The following is a 15,574-nucleotide window of genomic DNA, read 5'->3' as shown; positions in this document are numbered from 1 at the left end:
CAGTGCCATTTTCACGTTCGAAAGCTGGCAGTCGAGCGCCTTACTTGAAAAACCCAAGTTGTTAGGTTATTTTGGAGCATGGTCACCGTTCTCCGCGAAGCAGGAATGCGATTTGTCATTTACACGGATGACCACGAACCGGCCCACACCCATGTCTATGGTGATGGGGAAGCCCGCATCAATATCCTTGATCTCACCGTGATATCAAACCGGGGGATGAAGAAGCGGGATTTAAGCGTAGCCCTTGCCATTGTTCAGGCGAACAAGCGTTTATTCATCGAAAAATGGGAGAGCATCCATGGGTGAAGTTATCTTTGAGGATCGTCACTACCGCGAAGCTACCATGAAGGGGGAGGCAGAGCGCGCCCGCGCGCCAATTCCTGCTTCGGTTCGTTTCGATGAGGCATCCGGCCGCATCGTCGTGGATTTCACCAACGGCGCTGCCTTCATGGTGCCTGCCCGATCGATACAGGGCCTGGAGAAGGCAACGGCCGCTCAATTGGCGGAGGTCGAGCTTCTCGGCGAAACAGGCCTGCACTGGGAAAGCCTGGACGTTGATTTCACCATCTCTGGGTTGATGAACGGCATATTCGGCACTGCGAAGTTCATGGACGCGCAGCGCCGAGGCGGTCAATCCCGATCCGCTGCGAAGATCGAAGCAAGTCGTGCCAACGGTGCTAAGGGCGGACGCCCCCGGAAGAACGGCTAGGCGCTTGCAGATAGCTGATGCAGAGCCCGGCCGTCACGAGCGTTCGATATTGCCACTCCCAGTCGCCAAACTGTTCTGCCAGGATAAGACCCTAGCGTAGATGAAAGGTTCGCCTGAGGCCCAACCCGGTCATCTACTGTGGGCAAGGACATGCCCGCAATTTGCGGGTAGTTGTCATCGCACTTCACGGACGAAGGCAGGCCCGATCCCAATTCTTCGGGCTTGGCGACCATTCGAAGTGCAAGTCCGCCAGGGCCAGTCGCAGCCGCTCTGGGTCTTCTGCAAAAATCTCCGGCATCAGCAATACCCCGACAACCGATGCTGTAACGGACATTGATACCGATCATTCAAACGAATCCACATTTAGGTAAGTGGCTGGGGTGATCCGGTGCGTTTTCGTGTCCAGCTTTTTCGTTTTCGAAGATACAGATCTCGCCTGGTTTTGGTTCGTAGGGCAATTTGCCTCCTTAGCGATGGTTCTTCAAGGGAAAGGGGAAGTTGGCCCAATTAATGCAGCCTACGCAATGGCTGCGCTAGAGGGGCGTCTATGTCGTCTACTTCGTCTGAAACACCATTGAACCGTTCGGACAGGCTGGCAACATAGCTGATGCCCTGCTCGAGCAAGATCTCGGCCGCCCGAAGCATGTCAGTAGATGTTTCTATCTCGCACCCTCGAATCGAGCAGGCGAGATAGATCGCGTTTCGGGCAGACTGATGGTCACCACGTCCGTCAGCATCCTCGGCGACGCTTTCCAGAGCGTCTACTACGAGCGAAACCATGTCGTGTCTTTCGCCCGAAGACATTTCGTTCAAAGTTCGTCCGTTCATGATCGTCATCCATTCTTCCGCCATAGCAAGCGCGCAAGGCACTGTTGGCAATATCATTGATGGTGGAGAGGCATCGGTGGACAGCTTGTGTCCGTCGTCGTCACAAGTGGCAATCGAGAGCACTGCCTGCAAGCCTGCCATCTATGCCCAGAAGGCACTGGAGACCTGCGCGAGGCGATCATCTCCTCGCAGGAGGGACTGTCGTTTAGACTGGGAATTTTGGTGACGAGGGCGCTAGTCGTCTGCAAAGCGCGGTGGAGCAGCCTGGCGCCTTGTGCGGCCTCGATATCCAGGGCGAGTTTGGCGCGTCTCTCGTCAAGTTCCTCGGCGGTCGGCTCGGGCCACAGAAGGACACCTACCCGGATTTGAAGTGCGTTGGTGGTTGCGGGTTTTAAAATCAGGACTTCCTGCTGCGCCAGGCGATCTCTCTACGGGTCTGCAAGGAAGAGGCCCCCGCCGGGGGAAGAACGGGGGCCTCTCATGAGGTGATCGCGGCCTAAGCGAGGGGACGGCCTTGCGGTGGGGGCTGAGTTGAACCGCTGCGATCGCCTTGGGAGCTATGGATTCTTCAATCTGTGTTCGGGACGACAAACTCGATCGTCTCCGAAGCGATGACCCGGTGAGTTGGATCCGCCAGTTCAACGAGGATCCGATGTCGGCCGGGCGTCAGTCCGACTATGATGAGTGTCTCGCCACTCGCGTCGACGAAGTGCCAAGGCAGGTCGTCGACCATGATATGTAGGTGGCCATCCCCGGCGAGACGTCGAGGGTGCCCTTACCGAATACGGGGACGATACGAATGTTCTCGGTCCGGTACTGAATGAACACCCGCCCATGTGACAGCGGCTCGGGGAGCGGATCATCGACTACAAGTTTAGGCTCAGCTTCGTTCTCGATGGCGACCAGCGGCGACGGGCCTTTAACGTCTCCGGCACTCGGGAACTTCAGACTGGCATCGGCCATGGCGGTCTCCGAAATTTCCGGACTGTAGCCGCAATTTTAGTCCAGCGGCCGTTGTCTCGCCTATGAGATTGCGCCTGTGACCGTCTGGAGTCGAGCAAGATGCAGTGAGGCGCCGTTAGGAGGCGTTTGCCAGCGCCGTCCGGATTGCCTGCAGCAGCTCGGAGGGGCTGACGGGCTTCAGGAAGACTTTCATGGCCCCCGAGCTTCGTGCACGGTCGCCCACGGCAACGTCAGTATGCGCGGTGATCAGGATGGCGGGGATGACGACGGACATCCCGGCAAGCCGATCCAGGAGGTCGAGACCCGAGATGCCGCCGAGCTGTATATCCGTCACGAGGCAAGTCGCCGTCTGCAGTTCGTCGGAGTCGAGAAACTCCTCGGCCGAGGCAAACGACGCCGCGTTGATGCCCGAGGCTCGCAGGAGACCTCTCAAAGCGTCCCGCACGGGTTCGTCGTCCTCAACACAGACCACCAGCGAAGGCTTTGTCATCGCGACCATAGGCTCAGTCCTTGGCGTGGCCGAAAGGCTCGTTCAATTCCAGCAAGTCGTAGTGCCGCACTAGTTCCGGCAGGGTTTGCACGTGCATCTTCTGCATCACGTTTCCCCGATGGAGCTTCACGGTAGCCTCGGTGATACCTAGGGCGGCCGAGATCTGCTTGTTCTTCTGGCCTTCCACAACGCGGGCCAGAACTTCCTGTTCCCGCCTCGTCAAGGAAGCGAAGTCGGCACGTGCGCTGCTGGCGGCTTCCTGCTTCATGGTAGCCCGGTTATCAAGCTTCACCGCCTTGTTCACGGCGTCGAGAAGATCTTGCTCGCGGACCGGTTTCGTCAGGAATTCCACTGCTCCTGCCTTCATCGCCCGCACCGCGATCGGAACGTCGGCGTGGCCGCTCATGAAGATGACGGGCCGTTGAAATCCGCTTGCCCGTAATTCCTCGAAGAACTCGATGCCGCTCTGTCCTGGAAGCCGGACGTCGAGGATCATGCAGCCTACGGTCGCCAGCTTCCCTTTGCTCATGAAGTCGGCGGCGGAGGAGAAGGCCGTGACGTTGAACTTCATCGAGCCCAGGAGGCCAACCAGCGACTCTCGCACGCCAATGTCATCCTCGATGACGACTATGTGGGGGGCGCCTTCGTGGCGTGGTTTCTGGGTCATCTGCTTTCCCCTGCAAATGGTATAGAGAATTCGAACACAGCTCCGCCCCCCTCCCGAGGCCGGGCGGACAGCGTTCCGCTATGGGCACTGATGATCGACCTGGAAATGGCCAAGCCCATCCCAGTGCCTTGCTGCTTGGTGGAAAAGAATGCTTCGAAGATCCGTTCCGATGCAATCGGGTCGATCCCCTCGCCCGTATCCTCGACCCTCACGACAACGGATCGCGAACCATTGTCAGCGGCGAAAAGGTCGATCCGGCGCGTCCCGTCGTTGGCGTCGATTGCCTCGGCCGCGTTGAGTAGCAGATTGAGCAGCACTTGCTGAAGCTGAACCTTGTCGCCGCGGATTGCCGGGATGTTCGGGGAAACCGAGACAAACACATCAATCTGACGGATCCGAAATTCGCTGCGAAGCATCGTCAGCACATGCGACACCACTTCTGCGATATCGACTATTTCCATGGTGGGTCTTGAGTTCCGGGCCATGCTCCTGACGTTGAGAAGGACGTCTCCCGCTCTCTTCCCTTCCTCCACAAGACGCTCGGCGGCCATCTTTGCTTCCGCTACGTCCGGAACATCGCGGTCGAGCCAGCTCAGACAGGTCGCGGCGTTCGTGACGATTGCCATCAGAGGCTGGTTCATCTCGTGAGCGATGGAAACGCTCACCGCGCCCATCGCCGTAAGCCTGTTCATCCGCACAATGTCTGCCTGCGCTTTCTGGAGCGCTTCCTCGCTCTTCACCCGTTCTGTGATGTCGATGATGGCTCCGAAAACCTCCAGCTCTCCCTCAGTGTTCGTCTCCACGCGCGTAACGCAGTGCACGTACCGGATCGCGCCGTCAGGCATCAGGAGCCTGTGCTCGATCTCCCATGGTTGGCGGTCGCGCAGGCCCTTGTCAAAAACCGCGGCTACCATCTCTCGGTCACTCGGATGCACTCGCTCCCTGATCGCTTTGGACGTCAGCGGGATCGATGGGCCGAAGCCGTAGATGTTATACGTCTCTTCAGACCAAACGACTTCCCCTTTCAATGGCTTGATCCGGAAGCTGCCCACGTGGCTGAGCTTCTGGGCTTCCGCAAGAGATGCCTGTGCGCGCTGCGCGTCGGCCAAGGAGCTCCGTATCCTGTCCTCGGCGAGTCGAGTCTCCGTCACGTCCACGATCGTGCCAATATAGGCGCGAGGAGACTGAACCTCATCGAGGATGAGCCGTCCGCGAGCGTGTATGAACTTCACGGTGCCGTCTGGGAGCAGAAACCGATGTTCAACGTTCAGCTCCTCGCCCTGCAAGGCCCGCTGGTGGGCTTCAGCAACTATCTGCCTATCGTCCGGATGAACGCGCGAACTCAGCGTTTCAAAAGTGATTTCGTTGGCATCGAGACCTACTATGCCAGCGCATTCGGGCGAACAGGTGAACACGTCCGTCGTCATGTCCCAGGACCAGGTGCCTGTCTCGATGATCCGCTGAGCGACTGCCATCACGAGCTGGCTTTGAGCAAGCTCGAACTCAATGCGCTTGAGCTCGTCGATATCGGTATTCACCCCATACCATCTGATGACGTTGCCGTCGTCGTCCAGCAATGGAACGGCACGCAGAACGAACCAGCGTGCCTCGCCGTCATGCCGAAGCATTCGAGCGTCAACCCCTCCAGGCTTGCCGGAGGTGCACAGATCCGTCCAGACCTTGATGACCTTGTCGAGATCGTCAGGGTGAAATGCGGATACGAAGCCGAAGCCGAGGGCAGCCTCGCGGGTGAGCCCGGTGTATTCGAACCACTGCTTATTGCCGTCCTCAAATCCTCCGTCCGGCGCCCCGATCCAGGCAAGGGCTGGTATCATGTCCCACCCTAGTCTGGGGTCTTCTGTCGCTCCGGCGGCAGTGCTTCGGGGCTCAGCCCGCCCGTGATAGTTGTTGGCGACAGCAGCGGCGGAGAAGGCCGTCGCCAGCCACTCGATATCTTCGATCGGCCTGGGTGCTACGTCGCTGGACATTTCGAGATAGATCACGCCGTCGCCTGAATTTGGCAGAGCCACAGGCAGGCAGATCGTCGTTTGCGTACTTCCGCCCCGCCCGGTCGAGATGACATCGCGGACCGTCGCTTCGTTGATCCCGTAGGTTCGAGGGCTTTCGGTCAAGAATGAAACCGACGCAGAGTCCGCCATCGCAGCTACCGAAAGCTCGCTGCCGTGCCCTACGATAAGGAATCCGCGCTTGGCGCCGGACATTGTGACAGCAGAGCGCATGAAAGGGCCGAGATCGTGTGCTTCAACCGCTCTCGAACCCTCGTCCATTAGCGACACAGCTCCGAGCCGGGATCGTACGCCGACCCTGACCGAATACACCGTAGCTCGCCTGCGTCAGGCATTAGGGAACCCAACATATGCGGAGGCCCTTGAGATCCGAGGATCAAGGATGCGTTTCGCCAACTGTCCGAAGATCGCTCCGAGGCCTCCCCAGACGATAAGTTGGAGCATTGCCGACTGTGCGCGGAATGTAAATAGAAGGCTGTCCGGGAAGTCGCTCGGCACTCCCGAAATGTCCGGAAAGGCGGACACGAGGAGCGTCGCCATCGATGCGAAGGCCAGCGTTCCGACGGGTACAGAGAACACACTCCCATGGCTGCGCCGGATCCGAACCCCGATCCAGAAGGAAACGGCCATCAAAGCGAGGGACAGCAGGACCAGCAGGAAATAGAGTTCGGTCCGGCTTCCGATCGTCTCAGCGCTGCCGACGCCGGGAGGGTTTGCCGGGTACTTGAGCTGCGGTACGAGTACTAGCGAAACGTAACCAAGGGATGCCAGCGTCCACACTATCGAGCGCGGTCCCAGGCCGAGCCGCCCGTGCAGGCATCCGAGACCGATCGCCAGCATGCCCCCAAGTGCGACGCAATAGCTTCCGATCCCTGTCAGGAGACCGAGGTTGCGCTGAGTGGCTCGGCTGACGGCTTCCTTTCCCGCGTGGCCATGATCGCTGTCGGTCTGTTCTTCGAGAACGATGGCCCGTTCGACCGTCGGCTCGAAAAACACCCGGGCGAAGCCGAAGGATAGGAGCGCCACGAGTAGGCCGGACAGCATTCCTGCGAGGAGAAGCCGCTGAAGCATTGTAGTACCCTCAGTGGCAGGGAAAGCCGAGGAGGTGACGGCCGTCGTGCACGAACTCGTGGATGGTGTTCCCCCGGACGATCGACGTCGCCCCCTGTTCGCCCCCAACAAAATAGAGCGTCGTCAGGGAGAGTATCCCGACAAAGACGACCCATGGCAGCAATTCGCCTGCGGTCAGCGGCATAGCTGGGGTCGGGTGAGTGATGATGTGCGTCATTGAAAGTCTCCTGAAGGATTGTGACGCCACATCATGAGCGGGTCCTCGAACGCGATCTTTCGTATTCGTTCGATGCTCGCGGGACGACCGAAACTCCGTCATCGCACAAATACGAAAGATCGATGCCAGCCAGGTTCGTACCCTTCTTGTAGATGCAGGAGGTACCGATGAACCCAACTTCCAAACAAAGAAAGATCGCGGGCGTTGTCCCCGCCCCCGCCGACCTACCGCGGCTCCGGGCGGGGCAGCGTGTCCGTGTCGGCAACCTTACGCCAGTGGGCCACTACCGCGTCCCCACGTACCTTCGTGGCAAGGAAGCGGTGGTCGAGGCGATCATGTCACACAGGGCCGTCAACAACGAGGAGGAAGGGTTCGGGCGCAACGCCGGATCGCTTGGCGTCTACTACAGGATCGCCGTCCCGATGACTGAGATCTGGAAGGACTATGCTGGATCGCTCGGCGACAATCTCCGCATCGAAGTCTTCGAAACCTGGCTGGAGGAACTCGACGATGACCGTCCATGAAGATCATGACCACGACCACGATCATGGTACCGGGCACTCGCCGATCGAAACGACGGAGAAGCCGGGCTACTACGACATCATGGAGCAGGCCTTCCAGGAGTTGATGATCGAAAAGGGCTACATCGGCGCCGACGAGATCCGACACCAGATCGAGGTTCTGGATTCCAGGAACCCTGCTCTCGGCGCCAAGGTCGTTGCCCGCGCGTGGACGGATCCGGACTTCAAGGCGCGCCTGCTCGAAAACGGCCGCACCGCATGCGAGGGGCTCGGCATCACCTTCTACGACCTCACCGAACTCATAGTTCTTGAGAACACGCCCACCGTTCACAATCTGATCGTCTGCACACTCTGCTCATGCTACCCGCGCCCCGTGCTCGGACTGCCGCCCGACTGGTACAAGGCGAAGCCGTATCGTGCCCGCGCGGTCTACGAGCCGAGAAAGGTGCTTGCGGAGTTCGGTACGATCATCCCAGACAACGTCGAAGTCAGGGTGAGCGACTCCACCGCGATCCAGCGATATCTCGTCCTGCCGATGCGCCCTTCCGGAACCGACGGGTTTAGCGAAGAGCAACTCGCCGCTCTCGTCACCCGTGACGCGATGATCGGCGTAATACCGGTGAAATCTCCGACCGAAGGAGTAGCGGCATGACCGGAAGCGAACACCTCCTCAAGCGTTTGCCGAACGACATCGGCGGATTGGAAGCGCCGAAGATCGAGCAGACCGATCACGAACTTCTCCCTTGGGAGAAGCGGTGTCATGCGCTCGCCGACGTGCTCGACTTCCACAAGATCATCAACACCGAGGAGAAGCGCCGCGGTGTCGAAGCCTTGGGATCCGAGATGGTGGCCAAACTCACCTATTACGAGCGCTGGATCGCCGCCTTCGCCAACATCGCGTTTCAGAAGCAGCTGATCACTCCACACGAGCTGGCCGCGAAGATGGCCGAAGTGGAGGATCGATGGGAAGCTCACTCCTAAAGCTCGTGCCCCAGCGCCCGTCTCTCTGTTTCATCGAGGACGACGCCACGCGCCGCTGGTCAGACGGTCGCTCGCCGAAGCGGTTGGCACGATGTTACTGATGGTGGCCGTGCTGGGTGCTGGCATAGGCGGCAAAGCTGCGTCCATCTCCTCGGCGATGGCCATCTCAGGCACCTTGATCGATCTGGTCCTGGCACTGGGCTCGGTGTCGGGCGGCCACTTCAATCCGGTCATCACCGTTCTCCAGTGGCGCGCACGACAGCGAGGTTTCGGATGCACGACCTGGTACGTGGCCGCGCAGATCCTCGGGGGCATAGCAGGCGCGTTGCTGGTCGATGCCATGTTCGCGGTCTCGCGCGGCACTCCGACGGCAGAACTGCCGAACGCCGCCGCCGTAGTTAGCGAGGCGCTGGCTACCTTGGGGCTGGTGATGGTCGTATTCTGCAGCATCCGGAGCAGCAGCAAGCTGACCGGGCCGTTCGCAGTCGGCCTCTGGCCACTTGGAGCGATCATCGCCACACCAACCGGATCCATCGCCAACCCCCGCCGTCGCCATCAGCATGCTCGTGTCTCCGTCGAGCGCTTCGTTAAGCGCGGTGACCCTCTTCGTGGTGGTTCAGATCGCTGGCGGCACTCTGGCGGCGGAATGCGTCGATTTCCTTTATCCATCCGCCGGACGCTGATCGCGCGCGGCCAGATTCTCCAAGGAGAAGACAATGTCGACGACGAAATTATTGGCCTCAACAGTTGTCCTATTCGTCATATCGGCCGCCGCGGCGAGCGGGCTGACAGGTGACGCCTCCCCAATTTATGGGTGAAAATCCCCGAAGGATACCGGGAATGGCAGCTGATCACCGTCGCGCACGAAGCTGGGAAGAACAACGACATCAGAGCGGTCCTCGGCAACGACATCGCGATTAAGGCCTTCCGAGATGGGACTAGGCCGTTTCCGGACGGCGCTATCATCGCGCGGCTGGCCTATGTCTATCAGTCGTCTCCGGAGAACGACAAAGTCTTCCCGGCGCCGCAGTCCTTCGTCGCCGGCGACCCGACGAATGTGCAGTTCTCGGCGAAGGATTCGAAGAAGTACGCCGACACGGGTGGCTGGGGCTACGGCCAATTCGAGAACGGCGTCGCCAATCCCAGCGAGCCGCTGATCAAAAGCTGCTTCGCCTGTCACGTAAAGCTCGACGCCTCAAAGGACTTCGTCTTCAGCCACTATTCGCCTTGACGGCAAATGCACGAGGCCGGACCACAGGAGGTCGCCGTGAGAACCAAATGCATGATGACCTCGGCCGAGACCATGTCCGCAATCCGCGAGATGTGGCAATGCGGTCGCGTTTATGAAGCTGTCGCTCATTTCGCAGAGGCATGCCGTCGGACGCGCGCCGACTTCGATTTCTCGTGGTCGAAGACCGGGTTGTAATCCAGCGCGGGAACATCGCACTTCACCACGCGCGTTGGACTGCGAAGTACGTGAAGTCGGCGACGTCGCAGCACTCCCTTTGGCGTGAGCGAAGGTGGCGTAGGCTGACAAATGACGATTTGGAGAGCCGACCGTAGCACTATGGCAGGCTGCGGGATTTCGGATTTGGTCGTTGGCGAGCACAGCTCGCTTCCTGCGTCGACGCGCCGTGGCGCCACTGCGAGACGAGCGCTCAACCGGAGGGTGGCCCGCCTTGGCTAAATGCAGACCGGCTTGTCTCGGTCATTTGTCGGCCTCGATCAAAACGTGTTTCCGTTCGAAATTCCGAACGGCGATACTTGATGATAGCGCGTCGGCCTCGCGCATACTCGAGCGTGTTGGGTTCTACAGAAAACCGCCACCATCGTTCAAAAACGCTGATGGTATCCATAAACTCTATTCGTTTGATTGATGGGAGCGAAGCACCCATATTTCTAATCAAGAAACAAGCGTCATCCGACGAGGAAAGGAAACGGATATGACGACGATTACGATCAGGCACACCAAGACGCCTTCAAGCGAAGCCCACCTGCATATCGTCGACTTTGCGCGCAAGTTAGTTCATGCATGGCATCAGTGGCAGGTCGCCCGCGAAATCGAAGCCATGCCATTCGACGTGCGAAAGGACATTGGCTGGCCGTCGGCAGACGGCGCGAATGAACGCAAAATCACGCACTGAAACCGACAATTCTCCCTAATGAAAGCGGAGCCCTGCGTTCATGCAGCTCCGCTTTCTCCGTGTTTTGGGCAGCCTTAATAAATCTTGAATTTCAGACACATATATTCTCCACTTTGAACATTTGAAGACAGCGATCGTCATTTGATCATCGTCAATTTCAGCAATGTCGCAAATTTGCTCTTTGCGGCCGCATATATCTATGAGAATGTCGCTTTTGGGATATCGAAACGACGTATTCCAAGCAACGAATAGAGCATCGACCTCGAGCACGGATTTGTCTCATGAACAAGATGTCGCATAAGCAACGCTCTCTCGTCTTCTTCATGGTTCCGCAGTTTACGATGCTGCCGTTCTCGGCGGCAATCGATACGCTGCGAATCGCCAACCGCATGCTTGGCTACCAAGCCTACACATGGCGGCTGACTTCGGTTGACGGACAGAAGGTCCATTCTTCCTGCGGCATTGGGGTCGAGGCAAATACGTCGCTTGCTGACGAGCGTCGCAATCTCGGCGGTGAGCATCGCCCGAGCATGGTGCTGGTCTGTTCCGGCATCGATGTCGAAGACTTCAACAACAAGTCTGTCAGCGCTTGGCTGCGCGAATCCTACAATCGCGGCGTCGCTGTTGGCAGCCTCTGTACGGGCGCACATATACTCGCGCAGGCGGGGCTGCTGAACGGCAAACGCTGCGCGATCCATTGGGAAAACCTGCCGGGATTCTCAGAAGCTTTTCCGCAGGCCGAGGTCTATGCCGACCTCTATGAGGTGGACAGCAATCTCTATACCTGCGCCGGCGGCACCGCCTCGCTCGATATGATGCTGAATTTGATCGGCGAGGATTTCGGTGAAACACTGGTGAACCGAGTCTGTGAGCAGCACCTAACCGATCGCGTGCGCAGCCCGAACGACCGCCAGCGCCTGCCGCTGCGCGCACGCCTTGGCGTCCAGAATGCCAAGGTTCTTTCCATCATCGAATTGATGGAAGGCAACCTTTCCGAGCCACTGTCGCTTCTGGAAATCGCGGACGGCGTAGACCTGTCACGCCGGCAGATCGAACGGCTATTCCGCCAAGAAATGGGGCGCTCGCCCGCCCGCTATTACCTGGAAATACGGCTGGATCGCGCTCGCCACCTTCTCGTGCAATCGTCCATGCCGGTCGTCGAAGTGGCCGTCGCCTGCGGCTTCGTTTCGGCCTCGCACTTCTCCAAGTGTTATCGCGAACTTTATCATCGCTCGCCGCAGCAGGAGCGCGCAGAGCGCAAGATGACGATGGCAACGGCACGCCAAGCTATTGCAGCGTAATAAAGCTGGGGCGGTTATTGGGCCGCCTCCTCCGTCATACGCGCGTCGGAATAGACCTGATTGCGACCCTTGTGCTTGGCCATATAAAGAAACTGGTCAGCTGCATTCAGATAATTGTCGAAGGTTTCATAGTCGGAAATTTCGGCAACGCCAATCGATACGGTGACGGAAAGCTCTTCGTCATCCGCCATAACCTTCAGGCGTGAGATATCTGACCGTATCTCGTCGCACAGCTTGCTCGCGGCAATCGAATCCATCATCGGGAACAGGATGGCAAACTCTTCCCCGCCAAGGCGCGAAAGCAGGTTGTCGCCACCGTTGAAGATAGTCGCCAGCCGATCTGCGACGGCTTTGAGCACTTCATCGCCGATCTCATGCCCATACGTGTCGTTCAGCCGCTTGAAATGATCGATGTCGAGTACTGCAACGGCAGCGGTAGCGTTCTGACGCAGGCAGTCATTCACCAGCTTCGGTCCGAGATCATAGAAATAGCGGCGATTATAGAGGCCAGTCAGATAGTCGCAGGCGGCTGCTGCCCGGAGCTGCTTCAGCTGTGTTAAGGTCTCGACGTTGTTGGCAATCCGGCACTGCAGTTCCTCGGCCACGAATGGCCTGTAGAGAAAGTCGGATGCACCAGCCTTCAGGAAACTCGCAGAGAGCATGCGATCGTTCGAGGACGAAACCCCGATGATCCGCAGCCTGTCCGAGCCGAAGCGGCGCCGTATCCGACGTGTCAATTCGTAACCGCTGATGTCGGGCATGTGATGATCCGTGACGACAATCTCGATGTCGTCATAAGCCTCGAGCGCGGCGAAGGCTTCGGGCCCGGACGCAGCCTCGACCACCACGTATTGCTGCGCTTCGAGCAGGCCGACAAGGACATTGCGCGTCGTATCAACATCGTCGACCACCAGAACCCGCGTTTTCCTGTTCGACAACACCCGTCTGACGCTGGCGACGACATTATCAAGCGCGGACTCATTATCCTTCAGCACGTAGTCGATGACATTGCGCTCCATGATGCGGTTGCGCGTACCGAGATCGAACGTAGCAGTGAAAACTATGGCCGGAATACCAGCCTTTATGGCGCAGTCGAGCGCTTCGCCATAGGGGGCGTCAGGAAGGTTGAGGTCGACAATCGCCATTGTGTAATCACCTGGCCCCTCGGCGATCGTTTCCTTAAGGGCTTTCAAGGAGGAGCACGGCTTGACGTTCAGCCCCAGTTCCGCATGAATCCTGTGGCAGAGAACGGCGGAAAACATCCGGGAATCCTCAACCAGGAGTAGTCGTTGACCACCATGACGTGGCCCGGACCCATCCCGATGGAGATCCCCCGCGAAAGCCATTCACCCCCATCCCCCTGAAAGCCGCAGCGGTCCGAATCGACCATCTCTTCGACTTATGTGAAGATAACTCACAGAAACACGCGTGAGAAGATATCGAGACTTGGCAACACCTGAAATTGCATAAATCTCGGTTTCGGGTGGTTGGCGCGCTCCCGCCTAACATCGTTGGGCAGAGGCTGTGTGTTAGGCAACGGCCCGTTCCTTGCGCATCGACTGAATCTGCAGCAGCGTATCGAGGTTCTGGTTGACGCGGCAGTAGAACTCCTCGTCGATGAACGGCCGCAGCATGAAGTCGTTGCCGCCAGCCTTAAGGAAGCGCGCCGACAGCAGCCGGTTCGACGATGACGACACGCCGATGATGCGCAACTCGTGCGAACCGATGCTGGCGCGGATGCGCCGGGTCAGTTCGAAGCCATCGATATCGGGCATGTTGTAATCGGTGATCATCAAACCGATGTCGCGGTTGGCCTTGAGGATTTCGAGCGCCTTGGCACCGCTGTCGGCTGTGCTGACCCGGAAATTGTACCGCTTGAGACGGCTCGACAACAGCGCGCGAGCCGTCGGGCTGTCATCAACGATGAGAACGTGATGACGATGGTTGGTCAGGAAGCGGCAGATCGACTCCGCAAGGAGATCGACAGCGAAGACGTTGTCCTTGAGGATGTAGTCGACGACGTCCTTGGCCATCAGCTTGTCGCGCATACCTTCCTGGAACGTCCCGGTGAAGACGATGGTCGGGATGCTGAGATCGACAAGGTATTCCAGTGCCTCGCCGTTCTCGGCGCCCGGCAGATTGATATTGGAGATGGCCAGCGTAATCGGGTCGGTCGACTTGTCGTAGGAGAGCTGCAGGTCCTCGAAATTCCGGCAGATTTCCACGTCGATATCGAAAAGTTCCTTCAGCCGCTTGCCGATCATCGACGTGAATACGTTCGAATCCTCGGCGAGAATAATTCGCGCATGAGCAAACATGCCTCCGGAATACTGCATTCCCGAAATACCCAAAAATGCCATTTCGAAACCTTTTGATAAAACTCCTGTCCCCGACTGAAATCGGTACGATACCTGGTTTGAATAAGTATTAATCGGCGGTCTTCGTCGGCCAACAAAAAAGCAGCCACGAGGGCCGCTCTGATATTCTTCAAAACATGATTAAGAGACTATGCGCGCAGCGCCGCGTTCTCGGGGACGAAGGGGCTCTCGCCGACGACCGTCGCGTTGTATGTCATGCCAAGGATCTTGATCTTGAGCTTCGTGCCTTCCTTCGCATAGTCGGGCCGCAGCATCGCCAGCGCCAGCGAGCGGTTGATGCGGAAGCCGAACGTGCCATTTGTCGCACGCCCGACGAGCTCGCCCGCCTCATTGTAGATCGCCTCCGAACCGCGGGCATCAACATCATTGCGGGCAATGGCAGTCTCGATATGCGGCATCAGGCGATCAAGCTCTTCCTGGAAGAGTTCGTATTCGCTCTCGTCCGACGGACCATTGACATAACATACCGGTGCGCCGTGCTCATAAGGCCCGAGAATGAGGCCTCCGTTTTCCTCGCGCATGTACCAGGCGCTGTCGGATTCGCGCAGCACGCCCATCTCTGGCAAACCCTTGGCCTCGCGCTCGAGGATGGCCGGATGCGGCTCGGTGACGATGTACTGGTGCTCGACCGGGATGACCGGAATGTTGATCCCGACCATCTCGCCGGTCTTGCGGGCAAAGTTGCCGGTACAGCTAACGACATGCTCGGCGGTGATTTCGACGCCGCCGCCGCCGGTGACCACTGCGCGCATGTGTCTTCATGGAGAATAACCTTCTGTTCTACTAATCTGTCCGACGAATGCCGCCGACGGAAATCGCCTTCACGAACTATCCAGGGAGGCCGGGCTTGCCAAACGCCTGTTTACGACATGGGGAAAGCTTGCCGCGACTGCATGCAAATAGGCAAGCCACAAAAGCGCTTTGCCTGAAAATCCGTGGACAGAAACTGTGGTCAGAGAGAGCGGTCGCTTACTTTACGACGGCCGATCCCTTGACGATGTCGATCGTTTCGCCGCCATCGAGGCCGATACGATCACCGTCGGGTGCGGTGATAAAGCAGCCCGACGCGCAAAACGTTTTCGATGCGCCGGGATCGAGCACAAGCTGCATCTTGTTGCCGCCTACGGTGAGGACGATCACAACGGCGGCGCTGTCGGTATTCGTGATGGAAGCTGCGTAAGTCTGGCCTGCGGCCACAAGTGAAAGAAATAGTACGACGGCAAATCTTGCCATGCAGCGTGGCGCGGATGAAGCGCCCTCCCTTGGAGCATCTCGGC

Annotated in this window: 19 protein-coding genes and 2 pseudogenes; 10 read left to right on the top strand and 11 right to left on the bottom strand. The window is 58.5% G+C overall.

Translation table 11 applies throughout. The features are described 5' to 3' along the window. Positions 1-78 precede the first annotated feature (78 nt). Both BN77_RS20030 and BN77_RS20025 read left to right on the top strand, forming a co-directional pair. Entirely contained in the window at positions 79-306 is a 228-nt protein-coding gene (locus tag BN77_RS20030; RefSeq protein WP_007535288.1) for a DUF4160 domain-containing protein, read from the top strand. Then, the gene (locus BN77_RS20025) at positions 299-709 is read left to right on the top strand and encodes a DUF2442 domain-containing protein (protein ID WP_007535287.1); all 411 of its coding nucleotides are present in this window, start codon (positions 299-301) and stop codon (positions 707-709) included. Before BN77_RS20030 ends, BN77_RS20025 begins: the two co-directional genes overlap by 8 nt. A gap of 507 nt (positions 710-1,216) precedes the next feature. Here the strand turns inward: BN77_RS20025 and BN77_RS20020 are convergent. The 7 genes and pseudogenes from BN77_RS20020 to BN77_RS19990 all read right to left on the bottom strand — a co-directional run bounded on the left by BN77_RS20020 (position 1,217) and on the right by BN77_RS19990 (position 6,972). Then, the gene (locus BN77_RS20020) at positions 1,217-1,537 is read right to left on the bottom strand and encodes a hypothetical protein (RefSeq protein WP_244426197.1); all 321 of its coding nucleotides are present in this window, start codon (positions 1,535-1,537) and stop codon (positions 1,217-1,219) included. 568 nt (positions 1,538-2,105) lie between these two features. Then, positions 2,106-2,500: pseudogene (locus tag BN77_RS20015) on the bottom strand (DUF6130 family protein). Between the two features lie 115 nt (positions 2,501-2,615). Then, complete coding sequence (locus tag BN77_RS20010) at positions 2,616-2,999, bottom strand: response regulator transcription factor (RefSeq protein WP_007535279.1); 384 nt, start codon at positions 2,997-2,999, stop codon at positions 2,616-2,618. Between the two features lie 4 nt (positions 3,000-3,003). Beyond that, positions 3,004-3,657 (bottom strand): response regulator transcription factor, encoded by a 654-nt coding sequence (locus BN77_RS20005; protein WP_007535277.1) that lies wholly within the window; start codon positions 3,655-3,657, stop codon positions 3,004-3,006. Further along, a complete protein-coding gene (locus BN77_RS20000; RefSeq protein ID WP_007535274.1) occupies positions 3,654-5,945 on the bottom strand; it encodes a PAS domain-containing sensor histidine kinase in 2,292 nt (763 codons plus the stop codon). Before BN77_RS20000 ends, BN77_RS20005 begins: the two co-directional genes overlap by 4 nt. A gap of 66 nt (positions 5,946-6,011) precedes the next feature. Beyond that, complete coding sequence (locus tag BN77_RS19995) at positions 6,012-6,755, bottom strand: CbtA family protein (protein WP_007535272.1); 744 nt, start codon at positions 6,753-6,755, stop codon at positions 6,012-6,014. A gap of 10 nt (positions 6,756-6,765) precedes the next feature. Continuing rightward, entirely contained in the window at positions 6,766-6,972 is a 207-nt protein-coding gene (locus tag BN77_RS19990; RefSeq protein WP_007535270.1) for a CbtB domain-containing protein, read from the bottom strand. Between the two features lie 167 nt (positions 6,973-7,139). Here BN77_RS19990 and BN77_RS19985 point away from each other — a divergent pair, with 167 nt between their 5' ends. The 8 genes from BN77_RS19985 to BN77_RS19950 all read left to right on the top strand — a co-directional run bounded on the left by BN77_RS19985 (position 7,140) and on the right by BN77_RS19950 (position 11,919). Further along, positions 7,140-7,496, top strand: a complete 357-nt coding sequence (locus BN77_RS19985; RefSeq protein ID WP_007535267.1) for an SH3-like domain-containing protein — start codon at positions 7,140-7,142, stop codon at positions 7,494-7,496. After that, a complete protein-coding gene (nthA, locus tag BN77_RS19980; protein ID WP_007535266.1) occupies positions 7,483-8,145 on the top strand; it encodes a nitrile hydratase subunit alpha in 663 nt (220 codons plus the stop codon). The genes BN77_RS19985 and nthA overlap by 14 nt, the downstream gene beginning before the upstream one ends. Next, positions 8,142-8,474, top strand: a complete 333-nt coding sequence (locus BN77_RS19975; RefSeq protein WP_007535263.1) for an SH3-like domain-containing protein — start codon at positions 8,142-8,144, stop codon at positions 8,472-8,474. The genes nthA and BN77_RS19975 overlap by 4 nt, the downstream gene beginning before the upstream one ends. A gap of 91 nt (positions 8,475-8,565) precedes the next feature. Next, positions 8,566-9,270, top strand: coding sequence for an aquaporin (locus BN77_RS19970; RefSeq protein WP_244426196.1), 705 nt, complete (start codon positions 8,566-8,568; stop codon positions 9,268-9,270). 18 nt (positions 9,271-9,288) lie between these two features. After that, on the top strand, positions 9,289-9,705 hold the full coding sequence (locus BN77_RS19965) for a cytochrome P460 family protein (RefSeq protein ID WP_007535259.1): 417 nt from the start codon (positions 9,289-9,291) through the stop codon (positions 9,703-9,705). A 36-nt stretch (positions 9,706-9,741) separates the two neighbouring features. Beyond that, positions 9,742-9,900, top strand: coding sequence for a hypothetical protein (locus BN77_RS19960; RefSeq protein ID WP_157224474.1), 159 nt, complete (start codon positions 9,742-9,744; stop codon positions 9,898-9,900). 517 nt (positions 9,901-10,417) lie between these two features. Next, the gene (locus BN77_RS19955) at positions 10,418-10,618 is read left to right on the top strand and encodes a hypothetical protein (RefSeq protein ID WP_007535255.1); all 201 of its coding nucleotides are present in this window, start codon (positions 10,418-10,420) and stop codon (positions 10,616-10,618) included. A gap of 281 nt (positions 10,619-10,899) precedes the next feature. Then, the gene (locus BN77_RS19950) at positions 10,900-11,919 is read left to right on the top strand and encodes a GlxA family transcriptional regulator (protein WP_007535253.1); all 1,020 of its coding nucleotides are present in this window, start codon (positions 10,900-10,902) and stop codon (positions 11,917-11,919) included. Between the two features lie 14 nt (positions 11,920-11,933). Here the strand turns inward: BN77_RS19950 and BN77_RS19945 are convergent, their stop codons facing one another. From BN77_RS19945 to BN77_RS19930, 4 genes and pseudogenes are all read right to left on the bottom strand, one after another. Then, on the bottom strand, positions 11,934-13,265 hold the full coding sequence (locus BN77_RS19945; protein ID WP_007535250.1) for a GGDEF domain-containing response regulator: 1,332 nt from the start codon (positions 13,263-13,265) through the stop codon (positions 11,934-11,936). Positions 13,266-13,448: 183 nt separating this feature from the next. Continuing rightward, the gene (locus tag BN77_RS19940; RefSeq protein ID WP_040677462.1) at positions 13,449-14,279 is read right to left on the bottom strand and encodes a response regulator; all 831 of its coding nucleotides are present in this window, start codon (positions 14,277-14,279) and stop codon (positions 13,449-13,451) included. 146 nt (positions 14,280-14,425) lie between these two features. Further along, a pseudogene (locus tag BN77_RS33625) lies at positions 14,426-15,040 on the bottom strand (glycine cleavage T C-terminal barrel domain-containing protein); the annotation flags it as partial. A 226-nt stretch (positions 15,041-15,266) separates the two neighbouring features. Continuing rightward, positions 15,267-15,530, bottom strand: coding sequence for a hypothetical protein (locus tag BN77_RS19930; RefSeq protein ID WP_007535245.1), 264 nt, complete (start codon positions 15,528-15,530; stop codon positions 15,267-15,269). Between the last annotated feature and the right edge of the window lie 44 nt (positions 15,531-15,574).

The organism is Rhizobium mesoamericanum STM3625 (assembly GCF_000312665.1).
GTDB lineage: Bacteria > Pseudomonadota > Alphaproteobacteria > Rhizobiales > Rhizobiaceae > Rhizobium > Rhizobium mesoamericanum.
This window is presented reverse-complemented; position numbering and strand designations above follow the sequence as displayed.